A 19,942-nucleotide genomic window follows, 5' to 3' on the forward strand; every position below is an offset into this window, starting at 1 on the left:
CGTAATCCGGGACAGCGTCTTATGCGGACGGGGCAGACCCCGGATTTCGCTTCGCTTCATTCGGGCTACGGCAGAGGTGCCGGCCATGTTACAAGCCGCCGCATGATTCCATGGGAAAAGATCGATACCACGCGCATTCCCGGCACCGAGGGTGAATTGCGTCTGATGCGGCGAGGCCGCGAATTTTCGATCATGCTCGGCACCAACGAGCTGATGAACAGCCGCCTGTCGGGCTCGGAAGAGGCGTTGGCGACGCTTGCCGCGAAGAAGATCGAGACGGTCGCACGGCCGCATTTTCTGATCGGCGGCCTTGGCATGGGCTTTACGCTGCGGGCCGCGCTCGCCGTGCTCGGACCCGAGGCGCGGATCACGGTGGCCGAGCTGGTGCCGGCGGTCGTTGCCTGGGCGCGAGGCCCGATGGCGGAGATCTTCGGCGACAGCCTGAACGATCCGCGCGTGAGCATCCGGGAGGAGGATGTTGCCAGCGTGATCGAACGCCAACCGCTCGGCTTCGATGCCATCCTGCTCGACGTCGATAACGGGCCTGAAGGTCTCACCCGCAAGGCCAATGACGCGCTGTATGATGTCTCCGGGCTCAAGATCGCACACGCCGCGTTGCGGCGCGGCGGCGTGCTCGCCGTCTGGTCGTCCGGTCCGAATGCCAAGTTCCCGAAATCGCTCACCCGGGCGGGGTTCGCGGTCAACGAAATTGCCGTCCGCGCCACCGGCCGAGGCCGCGGTGTCCGCCACGTGATCTGGATCGCGGTCAAGCAATAGCGGGCGTCCCGGCGCGCTCGCCAGCCTGATCATGCCAGTGGCTGAACACAAGCCATCACGATGCCTCAGAACATCGTGTTGCTGTTGGCGGGATTCTCCGGAATGGGCTGCGCCACGTCCCAGTGCTCGACGATCTTGCCGTCCTCGAGTTTGAAGATGTCGATGATCGCGTTGCCGCGGGTGCCGGGCTCGCGCACGGCGTGGACGTGCAGGATCACGTAGTCGCCGTCGACGAATGAGCGCTTGATCTCGCTGTGCGAGTTCGGAAACTTCTCGCGCAGGAAGCCGATGAACTTGCGGAAGCCTTCGGGGCCGTCGGCCGCGCCGGGATTGTGCTGCACATAGCGGTTGCCGACATAGGCGAGCGCCGCGTCGGCGTCCTTCTGGTTCAGCCCCTTCTCGTAGAACGCCAGCACCGCCTTGCGGTTGGCTTCCTGCTGCGCGTCGCTGGCAGCCGCCATTGCCGATGAAGACGCGAGCGCGAGGAGGAGAGCGGCGACGGCTGTCTGTGGCCGGAGGATGGTCTTCATCTGGTTGCTCCCGGTGGCTGAGCGGTGGATAGCGCTCTCTACAGCGTCCGTGCCGCGCCCGGAAGAACGCACTCCTGGCTCACATGGTTACCGGAAGATACCGGAGCCCCGTTCCGATTGAATCGGGACGGGGCTCTCGATTTTGGCTTTGGGGCGTTTTCTTCACGCGAACCGGGATCCACTTCGCTCGAAAACGCTCTGGCCTCACGCCGCCTTCGCCGCCGCGCCATGCGCGTGCTTGTCGATGGCGTCGATGATCTGCGGCCACATCGGAATCGGCAGGGCGTGGCCCATGCCCTCGATCATCACCAGCTTCGCGCCCGGGATCGAGACCGCGGTGTCCTTGCCGCCTTCGGGATGCACCAGCGGATCGATGGTGCCGTGGATCACCAACGTCGGCGCCTTGACGCCGCGCAGGCGCTCCTTGCGGCTGCCGGAGGCGAGGATGGCGCGGAGCTGACGGCCGACGCCCTCCGGATTGAGGCCGCGCTCGAAGGTGCGCCGCGCGCGTTCGGGATCGAGCGCCTCATCTTCAGGGAACGAGCCGTTACGCAGGACTTTCCAGGTCTGCCCGAAGCGGACGAAATACTCTTCCTTGCTCTTCGGTGGCGGCGCCATCAGCACTGCGGTCGCCTCGCGGGTCGGGCCCGGGATCTTTGGATTGCCCGTGGTCGACATGATCGAGGTCAGCGAGCGCACGCGTTCGGGGAAGGTGATGGCAACCTCCTGCGCGATCATGCCGCCCATCGAGGCCCCGACCAGATGCGCGGTGCGGATGCCGAGCACATCCATCAGCCCGATCGTGTCCCTCGCCATGTCGGCCAGCTTGTAGGGCGCTGCGACCGGGATCTTCAGGAAGCGGAGCTTGAGCAGTTCGAGCGCGGTCAGCCGCTTGCCGCCGCTCAGGCGGGAGGATTTGCCGATATCCCTGTTGTCGAATCGGATGACGCGAAAACCGCGGGCGGCGAGCTGGCGGCAGAACTCGTCGTCCCAATGGATCATCTGGGCGCCGAGGCCCATGATCAGGAGCAGCGGCTCGGCATTCGCATCGCCAAACATCTCGTAGCAGATGTCGATGCCATTGGCGCGGATGATCTGCGGCGGCTGATGGGCGAGCGTGGTCACGGGCGTCCCCTGCTGGTGTCGCGGTCAGGAACCTCTATGCCACGGATTGACGCAGCGCAGAAGAGCCTCGGCGTCGCCGGTCGCGCCGCGCTGTTGACCGATCAGCAGCAACAGTGTCGTATGGCAGAAACAAATGGAAGCGCGGCAAGCGCCCGAAATTGGTGTGGAGGAGCGCCGCATGGCCGACAAGGGCAACGACCCTGCCGTGATCTGGCAGACGATGATTGGCGAGATGGAGAAGGGGTTCAATTCCTTCGGCAACCAGCTCATGAGCTCGCCGGAATTTTCCAAGGCGATGAACCAGGCCGGCGGCGTCGCGGCCGGTGCGCAGAAGCAGCTCGGCGAGCTGATGGAGAAATATCTGCTGGCGATGAACCTGCCGAGCCGCGCCCAGCTCGTCGGCATGGCGGAACGCCTGCAATCGATGGAGAACCAGCTCAACGAAATCAAGACGCTGCTGCAGCAGGTGCACCACAATTCGCTGGCGCCGGACGACGGCCACGGCGCAACGCCGCGGCCACCGCGCACCAAGCAGCCGCCAGCGGACGGAGGCAGCAAATGAATGCTCCCACCCCCTTTGATTTCGCCTCGATCTCCGAGCGGGTCCAGTCCGAGGTGCAGCGCGCGATCCAGCGCAGCATCAAGGGCGTCGAGTATTTCTCGAGCTCCGGCCCGTCGCTCGGCTCGACGCCGAAAGATGTGCTGTATTCGCGCGGCACCATGAACCTCTATCACTACCGGCCGCTGGCCAGCGAAGTCTATCGCGTGCCGGTGCTGATCGTGATGGCGACCACCAACCGCGGCTACATCCTCGACCTGGTGCCGGGGCAGAGCTTCATCGAATTCCTGCTCAGGCGCGGCTTCGACGTCTACATGCTGGACTGGAGTGCGCCGAAGCCGGAGGAAAAATCGCTGCGCATGGAGGATTACGTCCTCGACTTCATTCCGGAATCGGTCCGCCGCGTGCAGCAGGATTCCGGCGAAAAGGACGTCTCGGTGATCGGCTATTGCTTCGGTGGCGTGCTGTCGCTGCTCTACGGCTCGATCTTCAACGACGGGCCGATGAAGAACCTGATCTGCTTCACCACGCCGATCGATTTCCGCGAGATGAAGCTGTTCTCGAATTTCGCCGACCGTCGTTATTTCGACGTCGACCGCCTGATCGACAGCACCGGCAACATGCCGCCCGAACTGATCCTGCAATCGTTCGACATGTTGCGGCCGGCCGCGCGTGTCGTCGGCCAGATCCAGCTCTGGGACAACATCTGGAACGACGAGTTCGTCAAGTCGTACCGGATGTTCGATCGCTGGGCGACCGACACGCTGCCGCTCGCGGGCGAATATTTCCGCTCCATCACCAAGGACCTGATGTGGGACAACAAGCTCTACAACGACACCATGACGGTCGGCGGCCGCGCGGCCAAGCTTGCCGACATCAAGGTGCCGATCCTGCACGCGGTCGCCGAGCACGACCACATCGTGCCGTATGATGCGGCAAAACATCTGATCACCAAGATCGGCTCCGAGGACAAGGAGGAGGTGATGCTGAAGGGCGGTCACGTCTCGCTGGTCGCCGGCGCCAATGCAATCAAGCGGCTGTGGCCGAAACTGGACTCCTGGCTGAGCAAAAGATCGACCTAAGAGGGGTCGACTTGAGAGAGATTGACATGACCGAACAACGTTCCTATCCGCGCCGCGTCAAGACCGAGGCGGGCGACATCGAGTTTCGCCTGATGATTCGGGACCACGAGGCCGCGGTGCTGGCCTTCGCGCAAAAGCTGCCGACGCACGATCTCTTGTTCCTGCCGCGCAACATCAGCCAGCCGAAGGTGCTGTCGGCCTGGATCAACGAGATCGAGCGCGGCGACATCACGAGCCTGCTCGCGATCAAGGACGGCAAGGTGGTCGGCTGCGGCACCCTGGTGCGCGATCCGCATTCCTGGTCGCCGCATGTTGGCGAGATCCGGATGGTGGTGTCGCTCGACGTGCGCGGGCAGGGCGTCGGCCGGGCGCTGTCGCAGGAGACCTTCGCCATCGCGCTCGGTGCCGGGCTGGAGAAGTTCTCGGTGCAGATGACCGTCGATCAGCGGGCGGCGATCGCGCTGTTCGAGAGCCTCGGCTTCAAGGCTGAGGCCCTGCTGCGCGACCATGTCCGCGACGTCGAGGGCAAGACCCACGACATTGTCGTGCTCGGGCACAACGTGGCGCAGGTCCGGGCCCAAATGGAGGCTTACGGGGTGTCTGACGCGGTCAGTGGTAATTAGAAACCGTTTCCTGCTGGTTCTCTAGGCATTCCGCCGGATCTTCGTGCTGTTCACAGGTTCGTGATATCGCGCTGCAACATATATGTTGCGACGCACCATGAGGCGTGTCATAACACCGTTGCCCCGGGCCAAACCGGACGGGGTGAGCCCATAGCTCAAACCTGAGGATGGAGAGACCCCAATGACCACCGAAACCAATTCCGTGCTGAACAGCGTCAAGGAAGCCTTCGCGCCCGTCACCGAGGCGTTCACCAAGCTGCAGAACCTGGAAGTTCCGGAAGCCGCCCGTGAGTTCGTGAAGAAGCAGGCCGAGGCCGCCAAGACCCGCGCTGCCGATGCCTATGCCGGCTCGGAGAAGGTGACCAACGTGATCGAGTCCGCTGTTGCCGGTTCGGTGACCGAAGCCGCCAAGATCAGCCGCAACATCCAGCAGGCGATCTACCAGGACGCCGAGGCGTTCTTCGCCGGCATCGACAAGCTCGCGTCGGCCAAGTCGCTGAGCGAAGCCGCCCAGATCCAGTCGGAGCTGGCCCGTGCGCGTGGCGAACTGTTCGTCTCGCGGGCGAAGGCCACCACCGAGTATCTCGGCAAGCTCGTCACCGATGGTGCGAAGACCGCGCAGGACAACTTCGCCAAGGTCTACGGCAAGACCGCCTGATCGCGGCCGCGCTGACCAACTGCCCTTTTCGAAGGCCCGCCATTTTGCGGGCCTTCTTTTTTGGCGGTGTCCTTCATAGCTCATGTGTCCACCGTCATTCCGGACGACGCGAAGCGGCGATCCGGAATCTCGAGATTCCCCGGTGCGCAATTGCGCACCTGAGGTTCGTGCTTCGCACGCCCCGGAATGACGGCGGTGAGCCATGCTATGCTTCGTTCGTCACCCCTGCGAAACCCCATGACCCTTCCCGCCGCCCTCATCGCAACGCCAGTCGACGTCGAACGCGCGGCCGAGCTGCGGCGTGTCAAGTGGCTGGCGACCGGCGTGCTGGCGGCAACCTTCATCATCTTCATCGCAGCGAAGGCGCTGCTGCCGGTGCATCCGGCGTTCGGCTTCATCGCGGCATTTGCCGAGGCTGCAACCATCGGCGGGCTCGCCGACTGGTATGCCGTCGTCGCCTTGTTCAAGCGGCCGCTCGGCCTGCCGATCCCGCATACCGCGATCATCCAGAGCAATCAGGCGCGCATCGCCGAGAAGCTCGGCGAATTCATCGAGAACAATTTCCTGGAATCCGGGCCGGTCGAGGCCAAGCTGCGCGAGATCGATTTCGGTTCGTTCATCGCCGACTGGCTGCGCGACCGCAAACGTTCGGAGGATCTCGCCCGCTTCGTGCTGCGGATGCTGCCCGAGGCATTCGCGGCGACCGAGAGCTCGGGGTTGATGCAGTTCATCAGCCGCCGCGTCACGACGCAGGTGCTCTCGATCGACCTCGCGCCGCTTGCGGCCGGCGCGCTGCGCGGCTTCGTGCAGGAGGGCAAGCATGGCGGCCTGCTCGACGACATCCTGCGCGTGCTGCACCAGACGCTGACGCAGCAGGAGACCATGGCCGTGATCCGCGACAAGGTCCGCGCCGAGATGCCGACGCTGCTCAGGCTCTATCGTGCCGACAAGTTCGTGGTGAACCGGATCATCGCGTCCGCCACGAAGTTCTTCGAGGAAGTGCGCAACGATCCGCAGCATCCGTTCCGCGGCGAGTTCGACCGCATGCTGCTGTCCTTTGTCGACCGGCTCGGCAGCGACAAGGCGTTCGCCGATCGCATCGATGGTCTCAAGCGCGATTTGATGGCGCGGCCCGAGCTTGCCAATCTCGGGCGCACCATCTGGGCCAACGTCAAGGACTTCATCGAACGCAGCGCCTCGGGTGAGTCGCAGGTGCTGCAGCATCAGCTGGCGCGAATGTTGGTCGAGGCCGGCGACGCGCTCGACGGCGACACCGACCTGCGCGGCGAGATCAATCAGGGCCTCGTGGCGATCCTGCGCACCGTCGTCGCCGAGCAGAAGAGCGGCGTCTCCGGCTTCATCGCCGACCAGATGAAGAGCTGGGACATGGAGCAGCTGATCTCCCTGATCGAGGTCAATGTCGGCAAGGATCTGCAATACATCCGCTTCAACGGCGCGCTGATCGGCGGGCTTGCCGGCCTTGCGCTTTACACCCTGGAATACACGCTGCGGCTGCTGTGACCGATTGGGCACGAACGTCACTTTAGTTGTGGCAAGTGTGACCCGGACCGCTTGCACGAAAGTGTCCGGTTCCCTAGCTTTTCAGGACAGATTGTTGCGTTGCGGAACGATTCCGCCGGGTTTGAGTCAATCCCGTTGACCATTCTCGTTGGTCCCATTGCCGGCGGTCCTGCCGGAAGAGGAGCTGAAATGTCCGTTGCTGCGCAGACGCTACGCCCGCCGTCCAGGACGCTGATGTTTCTGGAAGGCCGCGCCATTCATGAGCTCGGCGCCTTTCTTGGTGCATTGCCGCTGCTCAGCCTCGCGCCGCGCGGCGATGGGCATCCGGTGCTGGTGCTGCCGGGGCTGATCGCTTCCGACATGTCGACCCGGCCGCTGCGCGACTTTCTCAGGAGCAAGGGCTACGCCGTCAGCGGCTGGCGCCAGGGCCGCAATCTCGGGCTTCGCGCCGGCGTGCAGGACGGGATGGTCGAGCTGCTGCAGGAGATGAATGAAACCACCGGCCGCAAGGTCTCGGTGGTCGGCTGGAGCCTCGGCGGCCTCTATGCGCGCCAGCTCGCCAAGATGATGCCGGAGCGCGTGCGCCAGGTGATCACGCTCGGCAGCCCGTTTGCCGCCGGCCCGAAGTCGACCAACGCCTGGCGCGTCTATGAGATGGCCAGCGGGCGTCGTGCCGACGAGGAGGACCAGCGTTTCGGCGGCTCGCTCGCCAGCGCGCCGCCGGTGCCGACCACCGCGATCTTCAGCCGCACCGACGGCGTCTGCGCCTGGCAGGGCTGCCGCGAGCAGGCCTCGTCGATGACCGACAGCATCGAGGTCGAGAGCAGCCATTGCGGCATGGGTCATCATCCGGCCGTGGTCTATGCGGTCGCCGATCGCCTCGCGCAGAAGGAAGGCGAGTGGGCGCCGTTCGATCGCAGCGGCTGGCGCAGCATCGTTTATCCGGATCCGAATCGCTGACTTGCTTGCCTCGCCCCGCTTGCGGGGAGAGGCCGGATCGCATGAAGCGCAGCGCAATGCGATCCGGGTGAGGGGAGTCTCCACGAGCGCAACTCGCACCGTGATTGCGGAGAGCCCCCTCATCCCGAGCTTCTCCCCGCACGCGCAGGGGTGTCCGGGGAAATTCAGGCATAGCGGAGCTCCATCTGGTCAGGTGAGATGGTTGATTTCCGACGGCTGGGGTTGATGGGCGGAGGTTTGTCGATGGCAGCGAGGGATCGACGCGTGAGCAGGAGCTGGCCGACGAGTTCGGCGAACCTGAGCGGGAGCATTTTGATGCAGTTGGTGTGAGCGGCGATGCGCAGCAGCAGGTAGGCAATCATCGCAGCGAGCACCTGAAGGCGGATCGCGTTGTCGTTGGCGCCGAGGAACTTGCGAATATCGAGATGCTGCTTGATCCAGCGGAACAGCAGCTCGATTTGCCATCTGCTCTTGTAGAGGGCGGCGATCTCGACGGCGCTACGGGCAAGGTCGTTGGTCAGGAGTGTGATCTTGCCGCCTTTCTCGCGTCTGATCTTGATGCGGCGGAGCGGGATTGGAAGGCGCGAATCGCCCTTGCTGGTGAGCTTCACCTCGTCATCGGCAAGGATTTCGAAGCCATCCCCGTTACGCTTGCGGATGGCGCGATGCCTGAGCGAGCGAAGACGGATGCTCGTCTTCGCCCGGGTAACGAAGAAAGCCTTGCTATCATTGATCTTCTGCCACCAGTCGAAACGGCAATAGCCCTTGTCAAACACATAGGTGGTGGCGGGCTGGATTGGGGTCTGTCGGCCGATCTCGATGTCATTGACGTTCGCGGCCGTCATCTCGACGCAGGTCGGGACATCGCTCCTTGGGTCGTAGACGACATGCAGCTTCATGCCGCGGATGCGGCCGTTCCACGTCGCCCAACTGCAGACCTTGCCGAGCGGGATCGGACTGGCGTCGATCAGACGCACCATCTCCATGCCTTCACTCCGCAGCTGGCGACGCGCCATCGCCGACAGCGCCGCAAAGGTTTGCGCGAAAATGCCGATCGGACGGCGGGCATTGGCATCGGACAACGTCGAGCGCGACAGCTTGCCGGTTCCCAAGTGATAGTGATGCTGCGAATTGGCGTTGAAGCCAGTCACCACCCCGCGCAGACTGCTGTTGCCGCTAAGCTGGGCATAGATCAGCGCCACCAGATGATCCCAGCTCCTGAACGACTTGTCGTAGGCATCCCCGTCCAGACGATCCACAACCGTCTGAAACTGCCGTCGATTGATCGGTTCAAGCAGCCTTCCAAAAATGCTACCGCGATATCGCATGCTCGGCCCTCTGTGTCTCGACAACCAGAAAAGACCGATTTGCCTCGGTCCTGCCGAGCATGCACCGCGACACAGTGAATCATTCCCCGGACACCCCTGCGCACGCGGGGAGAAGGAGAAGACCCTGCATTGTCGTGAATCGACAAAACGCGCTATGCGTTGGGCATGTCACAGCCGCTTGCCCGCATCGTCGATCAGCTGAAGCGCGAGCCGTCACGCACCGGCTCGATCATCATCACCGTGTTCGGCGATTCCATCGTGCCGCGCGGCGGCTCGGTGTGGCTCGGCACGCTGCTGGAATTCTTCAAGTTCCTCGACATCGACGGCAATGTGGTGCGCACCGCGATGTCGCGGCTCGCCGCCGATGGTTGGCTCGAGCGCAACAAGGTCGGCCGCAACAGTTTTTATCGGCTGAACGCCAAAGGCCGGCAGACCTTCGACACCGCGACGCGGCACATCTACGATCCGCCGCCGTCGGACTGGACCGGCCGCTTCGAGCTGTTGTTGATCGGCAATGCCGAGGACCGCGACGCCGCGCGCGAGGCGTTGAAGAATGCCGGCTTCGGCAGCCCGCTGCCCGGCGTGTGGGTTGCGCCGTCCGGCGTTCCGATCCCTGATGAAGCGTCGCGCGCGATCCGGCTTGAAGTCTCCGCGGAAGATGACAGCGGCCGCCGGCTACTCAGCGAAAGCTGGCCGCTCGACCGCACCGCGGACGCCTATCTGAAGTTCATGAAGACGTTCGAGCCGCTGCACGGCTCGATCATCCGCGGCGAGACGCTGAGCGACGCCGACGCCTTCACCGCGCGCATTCTCTTGATCCACCATTACCGCCGCGTCGTGCTGCGCGATCCGCTGCTGCCTTATCAGCTGTTGCCGAAGGATTGGCCGGGCAGGGCGGCGCGAAAACTCTGCGGCGAGGTCTATCGCGGGCTGCTTTCGCCGTCGGAACAATGGCTTGACGACCATGCAACCAACGAGAACGGGCCGCTGCCGAAGCCCAACGGGGCGGTGGCGCACCGTTTCGAGGGCGTCTGAACATATTACAAAAATTTCTTGCATTAGAAAATTCGTGTTATATATTCCTGCCTAACAACACATTGGGAGGTCGGCCATGTACACGCAGGCGCTCAACTCATCCGACGGCGACGATCGCGGCGTCGAGGATGTCGCCCGTGCCAGTCAGTTCCAGGCCCGCATCGATGCCGACGAGCGCATCGAGCCGAACGACTGGATGCCCGCCGCCTACCGCAAGACGCTGACGCGGCAGATTTCCCAGCACGCCCATTCCGAAATCGTCGGCATGCTCCCCGAGGGCAACTGGATCACCCGCGCGCCGTCGCTGCGCCGCAAGGCTGCGCTGCTCGCCAAGGTGCAGGACGAATGCGGCCACGGCCTCTATCTCTACGCTGCCGCCGAGACGCTCGGCACCTCGCGCGAGGAGCTGGTCGATGCGATGCTCTCGGGCAAGGCGAAATATTCCTCGATCTTCAATTATCCGACGCTGACCTGGGCCGACATCGGCACCATCGGCTGGCTGGTCGACGGCGCCGCGATCATGAACCAGATCCCGCTGTGCCGCTGCTCCTACGGCCCCTATGCGCGCGCGATGATCCGCGTCTGCAAGGAAGAGTCGTTCCACCAGCGCCAGGGCTTTGAGATCATGGTGACGCTGTGCCGCGGCACCGCGGAGCAGAAGGCGATGGCGCAGAACGCGCTCGATCGCTGGTGGTGGCCGGTGCTGATGATGTTCGGTCCGCCGGACCAGGTCAGCCAGCACAGCGACACCTCGACCAAATGGAAGATCAAGCGCTTCTCCAACGACGAGCTGCGCCAGAAATTCATCGACGCCACCGTCCCGCAGGCCGAATTCCTGGGCCTGACGATCCCCGATCCCGGCATGAAGCAGAACGCAAACGGCAACTGGGAGCACAGCCCGATCGACTGGGACGAGTTCAAGCAGGTGCTGGCAGGCAACGGCCCCTGCAACCGCGATCGTCTCGCCGCGCGCCGCAAGGCGCATGAGGAGGGTGCCTGGGTGCGCGAGGCCGCGATGGCCTATGCCGAGAAGCGCAAGAGCCGTCAGCTCGCGCAAGCCGCAGAATAAGGGAGCGCCGAGATGGCCACGCCGAACGTTCCGCTCTGGGAAGTCTTCATCCGCAGCCGCAATGGCCTGGCGCACAAACATGTCGGCTCGCTGCATGCGGCCGACGCGACGCTCGCCCTGCAGGCCGCGCGCGACATCTACACCCGCCGCGGCGAGGGGCTGTCGATCTGGGTGGTGCCCTCGAACGCGATCACCGCGTCCGATCCGTCCGAGAAGGGCATGATGTTCGAGCCGGCGGAATCCAAGATCTACCGTCACCCGACCTTTTACGACGTCCCCGACGAAGTCGGGCACATGTGAATTTCACCCGTCATGGTGAGGAGGCGCGCAGCGCCGTCTCGAACCATGACGCCCGATCGTAACCGCGGCCATCCTTCGAGACGCCTGCTGCGCAGGCTCCTCAGGATGACGTCGAGCAAGTGGATGCAGGTGGAATAGAGAACATGGCAACCGCCAACATCGAAGTCTCCGAAACGCCGCTGGTGCTCTACGCGCTGCGCCGCGCCGACGACGCGCTGATCCTCGGCCATCGGCTGTCCGAATGGTGCGGCCATGCGCCCGCCATGGAAGAGGACATGGCGCTCGCCAATATGGGCCTCGACCTGCTCGGCCAGGCTCGTGAGCTCTACACCTACGCGGCCAAGGTCGAAGGCCGAGGCAACGACGAAGACAAGTTCGCCTATCTGCGCGACGTCCGGCAGTACCGCAACCTGCTGCTGGTCGAGCAGCCGAACGGCGACTTTGCTCGCACCATGGTGCGGCAATTCTTCTACGCGGCATTCGCCGATCTCTACTGGCGCGCGATGATGGCCTCGTCCGATCCGACGCTCGCGGCGATCGCGGCGAAGTCGGAGAAGGAGAGCGCCTATCATGTCAGGCATTCGTCGGAATGGATCGTCCGGCTCGGCGACGGCACCGAGGAGAGCCATCGCCGCGCCCAGGACGCGATCGACGATCTCTGGGCCTATACCGGTGAGATGTTCACGATCGACGACGGCGAGCGCGGCCTGATCGATGCCGGCATTGCGATCGACCCGGCGGCGCTGCAGCCGCGCTGGCTGAAGACGGTCACCGGCATCATCAACGAGGCGACGCTGGCACTGCCGAAGAGCGATTGGATGCAGCAGGGCGGCCGCAGCGGCAGCCACAGCGAACATCTCGGCCATCTCCTCAGCGAGCTGCAATCGATGCAGCGGACCTTTCCGGGGGCAACATGGTGACCGTTGCGCTCAGCGATGCCGATCTGCGCCGGCGCGCCTGGCGCGCGGCCGCGCAGGTGGTCGATCCCGAGATCCCGGTGCTGACCATCGCCGATCTCGGCGTGCTGCGCGATGTCGCGGTCCACGACGGTCACGTCGAGGTCGCGATCACGCCGACCTATTCCGGCTGTCCCGCCATGAACATGATCGCACTCGAGATCGAGCTCGCTCTGGCGCGTGAAGGCATTCATGGGCCGAAGGTCCGCACGGTGCTGTCGCCGGCCTGGACCTCCGACTGGATGAGCGAGGACGGCCGCCGCAAGCTGAAGGAATACGGCATCGCGCCGCCGCTGCCGGGCTCCTCGCGCCGCGCGCTGTTCGGCGAGCAGGCGGTCGCGTGCCCGCAGTGTGGCTCGGGAGATACCGAGCTGCTGTCCGAATTCGGCTCGACGTCCTGCAAGGCGCTGTGGCGTTGCAGGAGCTGCCGTGAACCCTTCGACTACTTCAAGTGTCATTGACCATGTCGACACCACGATTCCACCGCCTGTCCGTCAGCGACCTTCGCCGCGAGGCGTCGGATGCAATCTCGATGACCTTTGCGATCCCCGACGATCTGCAAGGCGACTACCGCTTCACCCCGGGTCAGTATCTGACGCTGCGCACCACGATGGACGGCGAGGAGGTTCGCCGCTCCTATTCGATCTGCTCCGGTCCCGACGACGGCGAATTGCGCATCGCGGTGAAGAAGGTCGACGGCGGCGCATTCTCGAACTGGGCGGCCGAGGAATTGAAGACCGGCGACGAGCTCGACGTGATGACGCCGACCGGGCGTTTCGGCGTCGCCCACGCGCCGGGCGAGGCGCGGACCTATGTCGGCTTTGCCGCCGGTAGCGGCATCACGCCGATCCTCTCGATCATCAAGGGCGTGCTGGCGCGCGAGCCGGACAGCCGCTTCTTCCTGTTCTACGGCAACCGTTCGACTGAGGGCGTCATGTTCCGCGAGGCGCTGGAGGAGCTGAAGGACCGCTTCATGCAGCGGCTCTCGGTATTCCACGTCATCTCGGGCGAGGAGCAGGACATTCCGATCCTGCACGGCCGGCTCGACGGCGAGAAGGTGCGGGTGCTGCTGCGCTCGCTGGTGCCGGCCGAGACGGTCGATCACGTCTTCGTCTGCGGTCCGGCCGCGATGAGCGAGACCATCGAGGCCACCTGCCGCGAGATCGGCATCGCCGACGAGCGCATCCATGTCGAACGCTTCGTGTCGGAATTCGGCGGCAAGCCGCGGGCGAAGGTCGTCGTTCCGGCGGGCGCGCCGCCGAAGGCGATTGCCGGGCTGATCATCGACGGCAAGCGCCGCGAGGTCCCGGTGGCCGACGGCGAGTCGATCCTCGACGCTGCGCTGCGCGCCGGCATGGACCTGCCGTTTGCCTGCAAGGGCGGCATGTGCTCGACCTGCCGCGCCAAGCTGGTCGAAGGCGAGGCGCCGATGGACCTGAATTATTCGCTGGAGCCGTGGGAGCTGAAGGCGGGGTTCATCCTCACCTGTCAGGCCAAGCCGTGCTCTGAGAAGGTCGTGGTCGACTACGACCACGTCTGAGATTGTCGTCATTCCGGGTTCGCTGCTGCGCATCGCCCCGGAATGACGGAAGTAGCGTTGACGCCTCGTGCGTCGCGCTTGAAATTGAAGTTCGGCACAAGAGGCCCTCCGCAACGGGCCCGCGCACAGGGAGTTCGATGTGAACGTGAAGGCCACGCTATCGCCCGAGGACGTTGCCCGCGCCTGCGCGGACGCGATGTGGAAGGAAGACGACGCCAGCAAGGGCCTCGGCATGGAGCTCGTCGAGATCAGGCCAGGGCAGGCGGTGATGGCGATGACGGTGCAGCCGCACATGGTCAACGGCCAGCGCATCTGTCATGGCGGCTACATCTTCACGCTGGCCGATTCAGCCTTCGCCTTTGCCTGCAACAGCCGCAACGATCGCGCGGTGGCGGCGCAGGGCAACGTCACTTTCATCCGGCCCGGCAAGCTTGGCGACCGCCTGGTGGCGACCGCGCGCGAGATCTCGCGCAATGGCCGCTCGGGAATCTACGACGTGAGCGTGACCTCCGGCGACAGCGTGATCGCCGAATTCCGCGGGCATTCGCGCGTGATAGCGGGCACCTGGCTGCCCGACACGGACATCAAGGCATAAAGGCTTCAGGGGAAACGTCGATGGCAACGGCAAAGCTCAAGGTCAAGGACAGCGGTTATCACGCCGAGCTCGATGCGGCCGAGCGCGCCTCGCGCGACGAGATCATGGCGCTGCAGACCAGGCGGCTGGCCTGGTCGCTCAAGCATGCCTATGACAATGTCGCGCACTACAGGAAGGCGTTCGATGCCGCCGGCGTGCAGCCGTCCGACTTCAGGCAGCTTCCCGATCTCGCCAAATTTCCGTTCACGGTGAAGACGGATCTGCGCGACAATTATCCCTTCAACATGTTCGCGGTGCCGCGCGAGCAGCTGGTGCGGGTCCATGCGTCCTCCGGCACGACCGGCAAGCCGATCGTGGTCGGCTATACCAAAGCCGATATCGACACCTGGGCGGACGTGATGGCGCGCTCGATCCGCGCCGCCGGCGGCCGCACCGGCATGCTGATGCACAACGCCTATGGCTATGGCCTGTTCACCGGCGGCCTCGGTGCGCATTACGGCGCCGAGCGGCTGGGTTGCACGGTGATCCCGATCTCGGGCGGCATGACCGAGCGGCAGGTGCAGCTCATCAATGATTTCCAGCCCGACATCATCACGGTGACGCCGAGCTACATGCTGGCGATCCTCGACGAGTTCAAGCGACAGGGCCTCGACCCGCGCAAATCGTCGCTCAAGTTCGGCATCTTCGGCGCCGAGCCCTGGACCAATGCGATGCGCGTCGAGATCGAGCAGGCGTTCGACATGGACGCCACCGACATCTATGGCTTGTCGGAGGTGATCGGTCCCGGCGTCGCGCAGGAATGCGTGGAGACCAAGGACGGCCTGCACATCTGGGAGGACCACTTCTATCCGGAGGTGATCGATCCCCTGACCGGCAAGGTGCTGCCCGACGGCGAGAAGGGCGAGTTGGTGTTCACCTCGCTGACTAAGGAAGCCTTTCCGATCATCCGCTACCGCACCCGCGACCTGACGCGGCTGTTGCACGGCACGGCGCGGCCCGGCATGCGGCGGATGGAGAAGGTGACCGGCCGCTCCGACGACATGATCATCCTGCGCGGCGTCAACGTGTTCCCGACCCAGATCGAGGAAGCGCTGCTGGCGACCGACTGGTGCGGCGGTCACTTTGTCATCGAGCTGACCCGTGAGGGCCGCATGGACGAGATGACGGTGCTCGCCGAAGCCCGGCCGGAGAGCTGGGACGGCGAGGGGCTGACTGCACACGCCGAGAAGGTCTCCGCCTTCATCAAGAACACGATCGGCATCTCCACCCGCGTCCGCGTCGTTGCGCCCGAGACGCTGGAGCGTTCGCTCGGCAAGGCGAAACGTGTTTACGACAAGCGGCCGAAAGAATAGCCTAATCCCTGCAATTCAACAGGGCGCAGGGTATGGCCGATACCAATGAAACGACCGCTGCGGAGATCCTGGCCGATATCCGCGCCGGCAAGGTAACGGCGGTCAGTGTCGTCGAGGCCGCGCTCGATCGTGCGGAGCGGCTCAAGCACCTCAACGCCTTCATCGTGCTGAACCGCGACGGCGCGCTGGCCGCGGCGCGCGAGGTCGATGCCGGCACGCGGACCGGCGTGCTGGCCGGGCTTCCGATCGTCGTGAAGGACAATATCAACACATCAGAACTGCCGACATCGGGCGGCACGCCGGCGCTGCAACACGCGCGGCCTGCGCGCAATGCGCCGTCGCTGCAAAAGCTGCTCGATGCGGGTGCCGTCGTCATCGGCAAGACCAATCTGCACGAGCTTGCCTTCGGCATCACCAGTACCAATCTCGCACCGTTCGCAGGACCGGTGCGGAATCCATACGACACCAGCCGGATCCCGGGCGGGTCGTCCGGCGGAACGTCGGCGGCGATCGCCGCGCGCATCGCCACCTGTGGCCTCGGATCGGACACCGGCGGCTCGACCCGCGTGCCCGCGGCGTTGACCGGGACCGTGGGCCTTCGGCCTTCAGTCGGCGATGGCGGCGCCGAGCGGCGTTATCACGACGACAACCAGGTGGTTCCGATCAGCCATACCCGCGACACCGTCGGCCCGATGGGACGCACCGTCGCCGATGTCGCGCTGCTCGATGCCGTGATGACAGGCACGCCGCTGGCAACGAGCATCCCGCTACGCGGCGTGCGTCTCGGCATTCCCGCCTGTTTCTGGAGCGGCCTCGATCGCGATGTCGAAGCCGTCGCCCGCGCAGCCTGCGCCCGGCTCTCGGCGGCCGGCGCGGTGCTGGTCGATGTCGACATGCCCGATCTGTTTGAGCAGAACGGCAAGGTGTCGTTTGTGGTCGCGTTGCACGAGCCGATCGCCGATATCCCGGCCTGGCTCGCCGCCTCCGGGATTGAAGGGATCACGCTGTCCGACATCGCGGCCGGCGTCGCCAGTCCTGATGTCGTCGGCGCATTCGGTGCCATCACTACGGACGCCTTCGGTGCCGCCTATGATGATGCAATCAAAGTGCAGCGGCCGGTGCTGCAGGCGATCTATGCCACCTACATCAGGGACAACGGGCTGGATGCGATCCTGTTTCCGACCACGATCGCGCCTGCACCGGTCATCGACGAAAACAACGGATCCGGCGAGATGTCGGTCAATGGCGGCGCCCAGGTGCCGACCTTCGGCACCTTGATCCGCAACACCGATCCCGGCAGCAATGCTGGCCTTCCCGGGCTGTCGCTCTATGCCGGCATGACGTCCGATGGCCTGCCGGTTGGGCTCGAGCTCGACGGTCCGGTCGGCAGCGATGCAAGGCTGCTCGGGCTCGGCCTGTCGATCGAGGCGATCCTGGGCACGGCCCCGCCGCCGAAGCTCTGACTCGGCCGGCCGCAACAAGCCCCTTGAATTGATCGGTCAGTCGATTAGTCATGGCCCGAGGCCATCCGGCCGCCACCATCCGCGTGCCTTGCGGCGCGCTCCATGACCGAGACTGGAACGCTGATGCCGCCGGCCCCGCAAGCAAACCGTCATCCTGTCGACGCGCGCTGCGTCCGCCTGCTGACGAAGGCGGAGAACGCGGCGGCGGTGGCGCCAGCGGTCGAGACCCTTGCGTTGTCGCGCGCGGCGGACGATCTGCTCATCGAGGTGAGGGCCGCCGCGGTCAATCCGTCCGACGTCAAGGCCGCGACCGGGCTGATGCCCTATGCCATATTCCCGCGTACCCCGGGCCGCGACTACGCCGGTGTCGTAATCGATGGTCCCGCTGAATTCATCGGGCGTGAGGTGTTCGGCTCGTCCGGCGACCTCGGCATCCGCCGCGACGGCACCCATGCCACGCATCTGGTGGTCGAGCGCGATGCCGTGGTGGAAAAACCCGCGGGCATTTCCTGGGACGAAGCCGCCGGGATCGGCGTGCCCTTCGTCACCGCGATGGAGGGCCTGCGCCGCGCCGGCCTGCCGAAGGCGGGCGAGACCGTGCTCGTGATGGGCGTCAACGGCAAGGTCGGGCAGGCCGCGGTGCAGATCGCGAGCTGGCACGGCGCGCGCGTGATCGGCGTGGTGCGCAAGAGCGAGCCCTATGAAGGCCACAGCAATTCGCCGGTCGAGGTGATCGACGCCTCGACCACCGACGTCGCCGCTCGCGTGCGCGAGCTGACCGGCGGCAAGGGCGCCAACATCGTCTACAACACGGTCGGCGATCCCTATTTCCAGGCCGCGCACAAGTCGCTGGCGCTGCGCGGCCGCCAGATCCTGATCGCGGCGGTCGACCGCATCGTGCAGTTCAACATCCTCGAATTCTACCGCGGCCAGCACACCTATGTCGGCATCGACACGCTTGCGCTGTCGTCGGTTGCGACCGGCGAGGTGTTGCGCGAGCTCGCGCCGGGCTTTGCCGGCGGACATCTGAAGCCATTCCCGATCAAGCCGAGCGCGATCTACCCGCTGGAACAGGCCAAGGCGGCGTTTGTTGCCGTGGCAGGCTCGTCGCGCGACCGCGTGATTTTGCGACCCTAGTTCACCGTCATTGCGAGGAGCGAAGCGACGAAGCAATCCATTTCTCTCCAGCGTGATAGTATGGATTGCTTCGCGGAGCCTGTCATCCGGCGGCGCTACGCGCCGACCGGTTGGCTCGCAATGACGAACGTAATTGAAGGACTATTATGGACCCCGCCACGATCGTCATCATTGCCGCCCTGACCATCGGCCTCATCTATGGCTCGGTCGCGCTGCTCAGCGGCTTCTGCATGATGAGCGGCCTGCGCGGCTGGTGGGCGGAGGGCGACGGCCGCCTGGCGCGCACCTATGCGCTGGCGATGGGCGTCGCGATCGCGGCCTCGCAGCTGTTGGCGGCGGCAGGCCTCGTCGATCTCGGCAAGTCGATCTATCTGCAACCGTCCTTCTCGGCGCCGGTGATGTTCCTCGGCGGGCTCCTGTTCGGCTACGGCATGGTGCTGTCGAATGGCTGCGGCTCGCGGGCGCTGGTGCTGCTCGGGCGCGGCAATCTGCGCTCCTTCGTGGTCGTGATCGTGCTCGGCATTTTCGCCGAGATGACGCTGAAGGGCCTGATCGCCCCGGCGCGGATCGCGATGGTGCAGGCGTCACAGGCCACAGTGTCAGCCAATTCGGTGCCGGCGCTATTGGCGGACATCGGCCTCGGCGCGGTGCCGGCGCGGATGGTGGCGGCCTCGGTTCTCGCAGCCCTCTTGATTATTTTCGCCTTTGCCCATGCGCCATTCCGCAAGTCACCGGGCCAGATCGCGGCCGGCCTGATCGTCGGCCTGCTGGTGGCGGGGGGCTGGTACGCGACCGGCTATCTCGGCGCCGATGATTTCAATCCGGTGCCGGTGACGTCGCTGACCTTCATCGCGCCGATCGCCGACGCCCTGCAATACGTCATGCTGTCGACCGGCTCGACGCTCAATTTCGGCATCGTCACCGTGTTCGGCGTGTTCGCCGGCAGCCTGATCACGGCCATCGCCACCGGGCGCTTCCAGCTCGAAGGCTACCGGTCGCCGCAGCATATGCTGCGCTCGGCGAGCGGCGCCGCGTTGATGGGCGCGGGCGGCGTGATGGCGTTCGGCTGCTCGGTCGGGCAGGGGCTGACTGGGCTGTCGACGCTCTCGCTGTCGTCCCTCATCGCGATCGCCGGCATCATGCTCGGCACCGGCGCCGGCCTGCGCGGGAGCTTGCGGGTCAGGCCGCTTGCGACGGCCTAGGCGTGTACTCATAACCGTCGGCTTCCCGTCATAAAGCGGAAGTTGCCCGGTTCGGTAGTTATCGGCGGCTTATGGCCCCTCAGCAGACATTCCGTTCGTGCCGATGCTCCGTTTTGGAGATAATATGCAG

21 protein-coding genes are annotated in these 19,942 nt (G+C 64.9%); 18 read left to right on the plus strand and 3 right to left on the minus strand.

From position 1 onward, the window contains the following. Positions 1 to 102: 102 nt before the first annotated feature. Complete coding sequence (locus ACVI1L_RS26805; RefSeq protein WP_456784284.1) at positions 103 to 777, plus strand: spermidine synthase; 675 nt, start codon at positions 103 to 105, stop codon at positions 775 to 777. 65 nt (positions 778 to 842) lie between these two features. On the opposite strand, the gene ACVI1L_RS26810 is transcribed toward ACVI1L_RS26805, so the two are convergent. Further along, a complete protein-coding gene (locus ACVI1L_RS26810) occupies positions 843 to 1,307 on the minus strand; it encodes a nuclear transport factor 2 family protein (protein ID WP_456784285.1) in 465 nt (154 codons plus the stop codon). A gap of 204 nt (positions 1,308 to 1,511) precedes the next feature. Continuing rightward, positions 1,512 to 2,432: an alpha/beta fold hydrolase gene (locus tag ACVI1L_RS26815; RefSeq protein WP_253587440.1), complete on the minus strand. Its 921-nt coding sequence runs from the start codon at positions 2,430 to 2,432 to the stop codon at positions 1,512 to 1,514. A 178-nt stretch (positions 2,433 to 2,610) separates the two neighbouring features. Here ACVI1L_RS26815 and ACVI1L_RS26820 point away from each other — a divergent pair, with 178 nt between their 5' ends. From ACVI1L_RS26820 to ACVI1L_RS26845, 6 genes are all read left to right on the plus strand, one after another. Then, positions 2,611 to 2,994, plus strand: coding sequence for a hypothetical protein (locus ACVI1L_RS26820; protein ID WP_456784286.1), 384 nt, complete (start codon positions 2,611 to 2,613; stop codon positions 2,992 to 2,994). After that, positions 2,991 to 4,073, plus strand: a complete 1,083-nt coding sequence (locus ACVI1L_RS26825) for a PHA/PHB synthase family protein (RefSeq protein WP_057017619.1) — start codon at positions 2,991 to 2,993, stop codon at positions 4,071 to 4,073. Before ACVI1L_RS26820 ends, ACVI1L_RS26825 begins: the two co-directional genes overlap by 4 nt. Positions 4,074 to 4,099: 26 nt before the next feature. Then, positions 4,100 to 4,696, plus strand: a complete 597-nt coding sequence (locus ACVI1L_RS26830; protein WP_038383826.1) for a GNAT family N-acetyltransferase — start codon at positions 4,100 to 4,102, stop codon at positions 4,694 to 4,696. Positions 4,697 to 4,877: 181 nt separating this feature from the next. Continuing rightward, complete coding sequence (locus ACVI1L_RS26835) at positions 4,878 to 5,354, plus strand: phasin (RefSeq protein WP_028331816.1); 477 nt, start codon at positions 4,878 to 4,880, stop codon at positions 5,352 to 5,354. A gap of 237 nt (positions 5,355 to 5,591) precedes the next feature. Beyond that, positions 5,592 to 6,875, plus strand: coding sequence for a DUF445 domain-containing protein (locus ACVI1L_RS26840; RefSeq protein WP_456784287.1), 1,284 nt, complete (start codon positions 5,592 to 5,594; stop codon positions 6,873 to 6,875). A gap of 189 nt (positions 6,876 to 7,064) precedes the next feature. Next, complete coding sequence (locus ACVI1L_RS26845) at positions 7,065 to 7,835, plus strand: esterase/lipase family protein (RefSeq protein WP_076827146.1); 771 nt, start codon at positions 7,065 to 7,067, stop codon at positions 7,833 to 7,835. 164 nt (positions 7,836 to 7,999) lie between these two features. Here ACVI1L_RS26845 and ACVI1L_RS26850 read toward each other — a convergent pair whose 3' ends face one another. Beyond that, positions 8,000 to 9,163 carry an IS4 family transposase gene (locus tag ACVI1L_RS26850; RefSeq protein ID WP_057015126.1) on the minus strand — a complete coding sequence of 388 codons (1,164 nt, stop codon included), beginning with the start codon at positions 9,161 to 9,163 and terminating at the stop codon, positions 8,000 to 8,002. Between the two features lie 165 nt (positions 9,164 to 9,328). On the opposite strand from ACVI1L_RS26850, the gene paaX reads away from it, so the two are divergent. The 11 genes from paaX (at position 9,329) to ACVI1L_RS26905 (ending at position 19,812) form a co-directional block, all read left to right on the plus strand. Beyond that, positions 9,329 to 10,198, plus strand: coding sequence for a phenylacetic acid degradation operon negative regulatory protein PaaX (gene paaX / locus ACVI1L_RS26855; protein WP_456784288.1), 870 nt, complete (start codon positions 9,329 to 9,331; stop codon positions 10,196 to 10,198). Between the two features lie 76 nt (positions 10,199 to 10,274). Then, the gene (gene paaA, locus ACVI1L_RS26860) at positions 10,275 to 11,267 is read left to right on the plus strand and encodes a 1,2-phenylacetyl-CoA epoxidase subunit PaaA (RefSeq protein ID WP_076827150.1); all 993 of its coding nucleotides are present in this window, start codon (positions 10,275 to 10,277) and stop codon (positions 11,265 to 11,267) included. Positions 11,268 to 11,279: 12 nt separating this feature from the next. Further along, positions 11,280 to 11,567 carry a 1,2-phenylacetyl-CoA epoxidase subunit PaaB gene (gene paaB / locus ACVI1L_RS26865; RefSeq protein WP_016842890.1) on the plus strand — a complete coding sequence of 96 codons (288 nt, stop codon included), beginning with the start codon at positions 11,280 to 11,282 and terminating at the stop codon, positions 11,565 to 11,567. A gap of 143 nt (positions 11,568 to 11,710) precedes the next feature. After that, positions 11,711 to 12,487 (plus strand): 1,2-phenylacetyl-CoA epoxidase subunit PaaC, encoded by a 777-nt coding sequence (gene paaC, locus ACVI1L_RS26870; RefSeq protein WP_253587437.1) that lies wholly within the window; start codon positions 11,711 to 11,713, stop codon positions 12,485 to 12,487. Further along, positions 12,481 to 12,984, plus strand: a complete 504-nt coding sequence (gene paaD / locus ACVI1L_RS26875) for a 1,2-phenylacetyl-CoA epoxidase subunit PaaD (RefSeq protein WP_456784289.1) — start codon at positions 12,481 to 12,483, stop codon at positions 12,982 to 12,984. The genes paaC and paaD overlap by 7 nt, the downstream gene beginning before the upstream one ends. A gap of 2 nt (positions 12,985 to 12,986) precedes the next feature. Next, positions 12,987 to 14,063 (plus strand): 1,2-phenylacetyl-CoA epoxidase subunit PaaE, encoded by a 1,077-nt coding sequence (paaE, locus tag ACVI1L_RS26880; protein ID WP_057017627.1) that lies wholly within the window; start codon positions 12,987 to 12,989, stop codon positions 14,061 to 14,063. A gap of 139 nt (positions 14,064 to 14,202) precedes the next feature. After that, positions 14,203 to 14,658 (plus strand): hydroxyphenylacetyl-CoA thioesterase PaaI, encoded by a 456-nt coding sequence (paaI, locus tag ACVI1L_RS26885; RefSeq protein WP_057017660.1) that lies wholly within the window; start codon positions 14,203 to 14,205, stop codon positions 14,656 to 14,658. Positions 14,659 to 14,678: 20 nt separating this feature from the next. Continuing rightward, on the plus strand, positions 14,679 to 16,010 hold the full coding sequence (gene paaK, locus ACVI1L_RS26890; RefSeq protein ID WP_456784290.1) for a phenylacetate--CoA ligase PaaK: 1,332 nt from the start codon (positions 14,679 to 14,681) through the stop codon (positions 16,008 to 16,010). Positions 16,011 to 16,042: 32 nt separating this feature from the next. After that, on the plus strand, positions 16,043 to 17,473 hold the full coding sequence (gene iaaH / locus ACVI1L_RS26895; RefSeq protein ID WP_057017629.1) for an indoleacetamide hydrolase: 1,431 nt from the start codon (positions 16,043 to 16,045) through the stop codon (positions 17,471 to 17,473). Between the two features lie 102 nt (positions 17,474 to 17,575). Further along, positions 17,576 to 18,610, plus strand: a complete 1,035-nt coding sequence (locus ACVI1L_RS26900) for a quinone oxidoreductase family protein (protein WP_410469807.1) — start codon at positions 17,576 to 17,578, stop codon at positions 18,608 to 18,610. Between the two features lie 146 nt (positions 18,611 to 18,756). Further along, the gene (locus ACVI1L_RS26905; protein WP_057017630.1) at positions 18,757 to 19,812 is read left to right on the plus strand and encodes a YeeE/YedE family protein; all 1,056 of its coding nucleotides are present in this window, start codon (positions 18,757 to 18,759) and stop codon (positions 19,810 to 19,812) included. The last annotated feature ends 130 nt before the right edge of the window (positions 19,813 to 19,942 follow it).

The sequence above is a fragment of the Bradyrhizobium sp. USDA 4516 genome (genome assembly GCF_054055915.1).

Excerpts from the sequence above, each read along its gene's own strand:
- paaE (WP_057017627.1), top strand. The coding sequence starts at position 12,987 with ATGTCGACACCACGATTCCACCGCCTGTCCGTCAGCGACCTTCGCCGC.
- ACVI1L_RS26805 (WP_456784284.1), top strand. The coding sequence starts at position 103 with ATGATTCCATGGGAAAAGATCGATACCACGCGCATTCCCGGCACCGAG.
- ACVI1L_RS26840 (WP_456784287.1), top strand. The coding sequence starts at position 5,592 with ATGACCCTTCCCGCCGCCCTCATCGCAACGCCAGTCGACGTCGAACGC.
- ACVI1L_RS26835 (WP_028331816.1), top strand. The coding sequence starts at position 4,878 with ATGACCACCGAAACCAATTCCGTGCTGAACAGCGTCAAGGAAGCCTTC.
- ACVI1L_RS26825 (WP_057017619.1), top strand. The coding sequence starts at position 2,991 with ATGAATGCTCCCACCCCCTTTGATTTCGCCTCGATCTCCGAGCGGGTC.
- ACVI1L_RS26905 (WP_057017630.1), top strand. The coding sequence starts at position 18,757 with ATGGACCCCGCCACGATCGTCATCATTGCCGCCCTGACCATCGGCCTC.
- paaD (WP_456784289.1), top strand. The coding sequence starts at position 12,481 with ATGGTGACCGTTGCGCTCAGCGATGCCGATCTGCGCCGGCGCGCCTGG.
- paaB (WP_016842890.1), top strand. The coding sequence starts at position 11,280 with ATGGCCACGCCGAACGTTCCGCTCTGGGAAGTCTTCATCCGCAGCCGC.
- ACVI1L_RS26810 (WP_456784285.1), bottom strand. The coding sequence starts at position 1,307 with ATGAAGACCATCCTCCGGCCACAGACAGCCGTCGCCGCTCTCCTCCTC.
- paaC (WP_253587437.1), top strand. The coding sequence starts at position 11,711 with ATGGCAACCGCCAACATCGAAGTCTCCGAAACGCCGCTGGTGCTCTAC.
- paaX (WP_456784288.1), top strand. The coding sequence starts at position 9,329 with ATGTCACAGCCGCTTGCCCGCATCGTCGATCAGCTGAAGCGCGAGCCG.
- ACVI1L_RS26845 (WP_076827146.1), top strand. The coding sequence starts at position 7,065 with ATGTCCGTTGCTGCGCAGACGCTACGCCCGCCGTCCAGGACGCTGATG.
- ACVI1L_RS26820 (WP_456784286.1), top strand. The coding sequence starts at position 2,611 with ATGGCCGACAAGGGCAACGACCCTGCCGTGATCTGGCAGACGATGATT.
- iaaH (WP_057017629.1), top strand. The coding sequence starts at position 16,043 with ATGGCCGATACCAATGAAACGACCGCTGCGGAGATCCTGGCCGATATC.
- paaK (WP_456784290.1), top strand. The coding sequence starts at position 14,679 with ATGGCAACGGCAAAGCTCAAGGTCAAGGACAGCGGTTATCACGCCGAG.
- ACVI1L_RS26900 (WP_410469807.1), top strand. The coding sequence starts at position 17,576 with ATGACCGAGACTGGAACGCTGATGCCGCCGGCCCCGCAAGCAAACCGT.
- ACVI1L_RS26850 (WP_057015126.1), bottom strand. The coding sequence starts at position 9,163 with ATGCGATATCGCGGTAGCATTTTTGGAAGGCTGCTTGAACCGATCAAT.
- paaA (WP_076827150.1), top strand. The coding sequence starts at position 10,275 with ATGTACACGCAGGCGCTCAACTCATCCGACGGCGACGATCGCGGCGTC.
- ACVI1L_RS26830 (WP_038383826.1), top strand. The coding sequence starts at position 4,100 with ATGACCGAACAACGTTCCTATCCGCGCCGCGTCAAGACCGAGGCGGGC.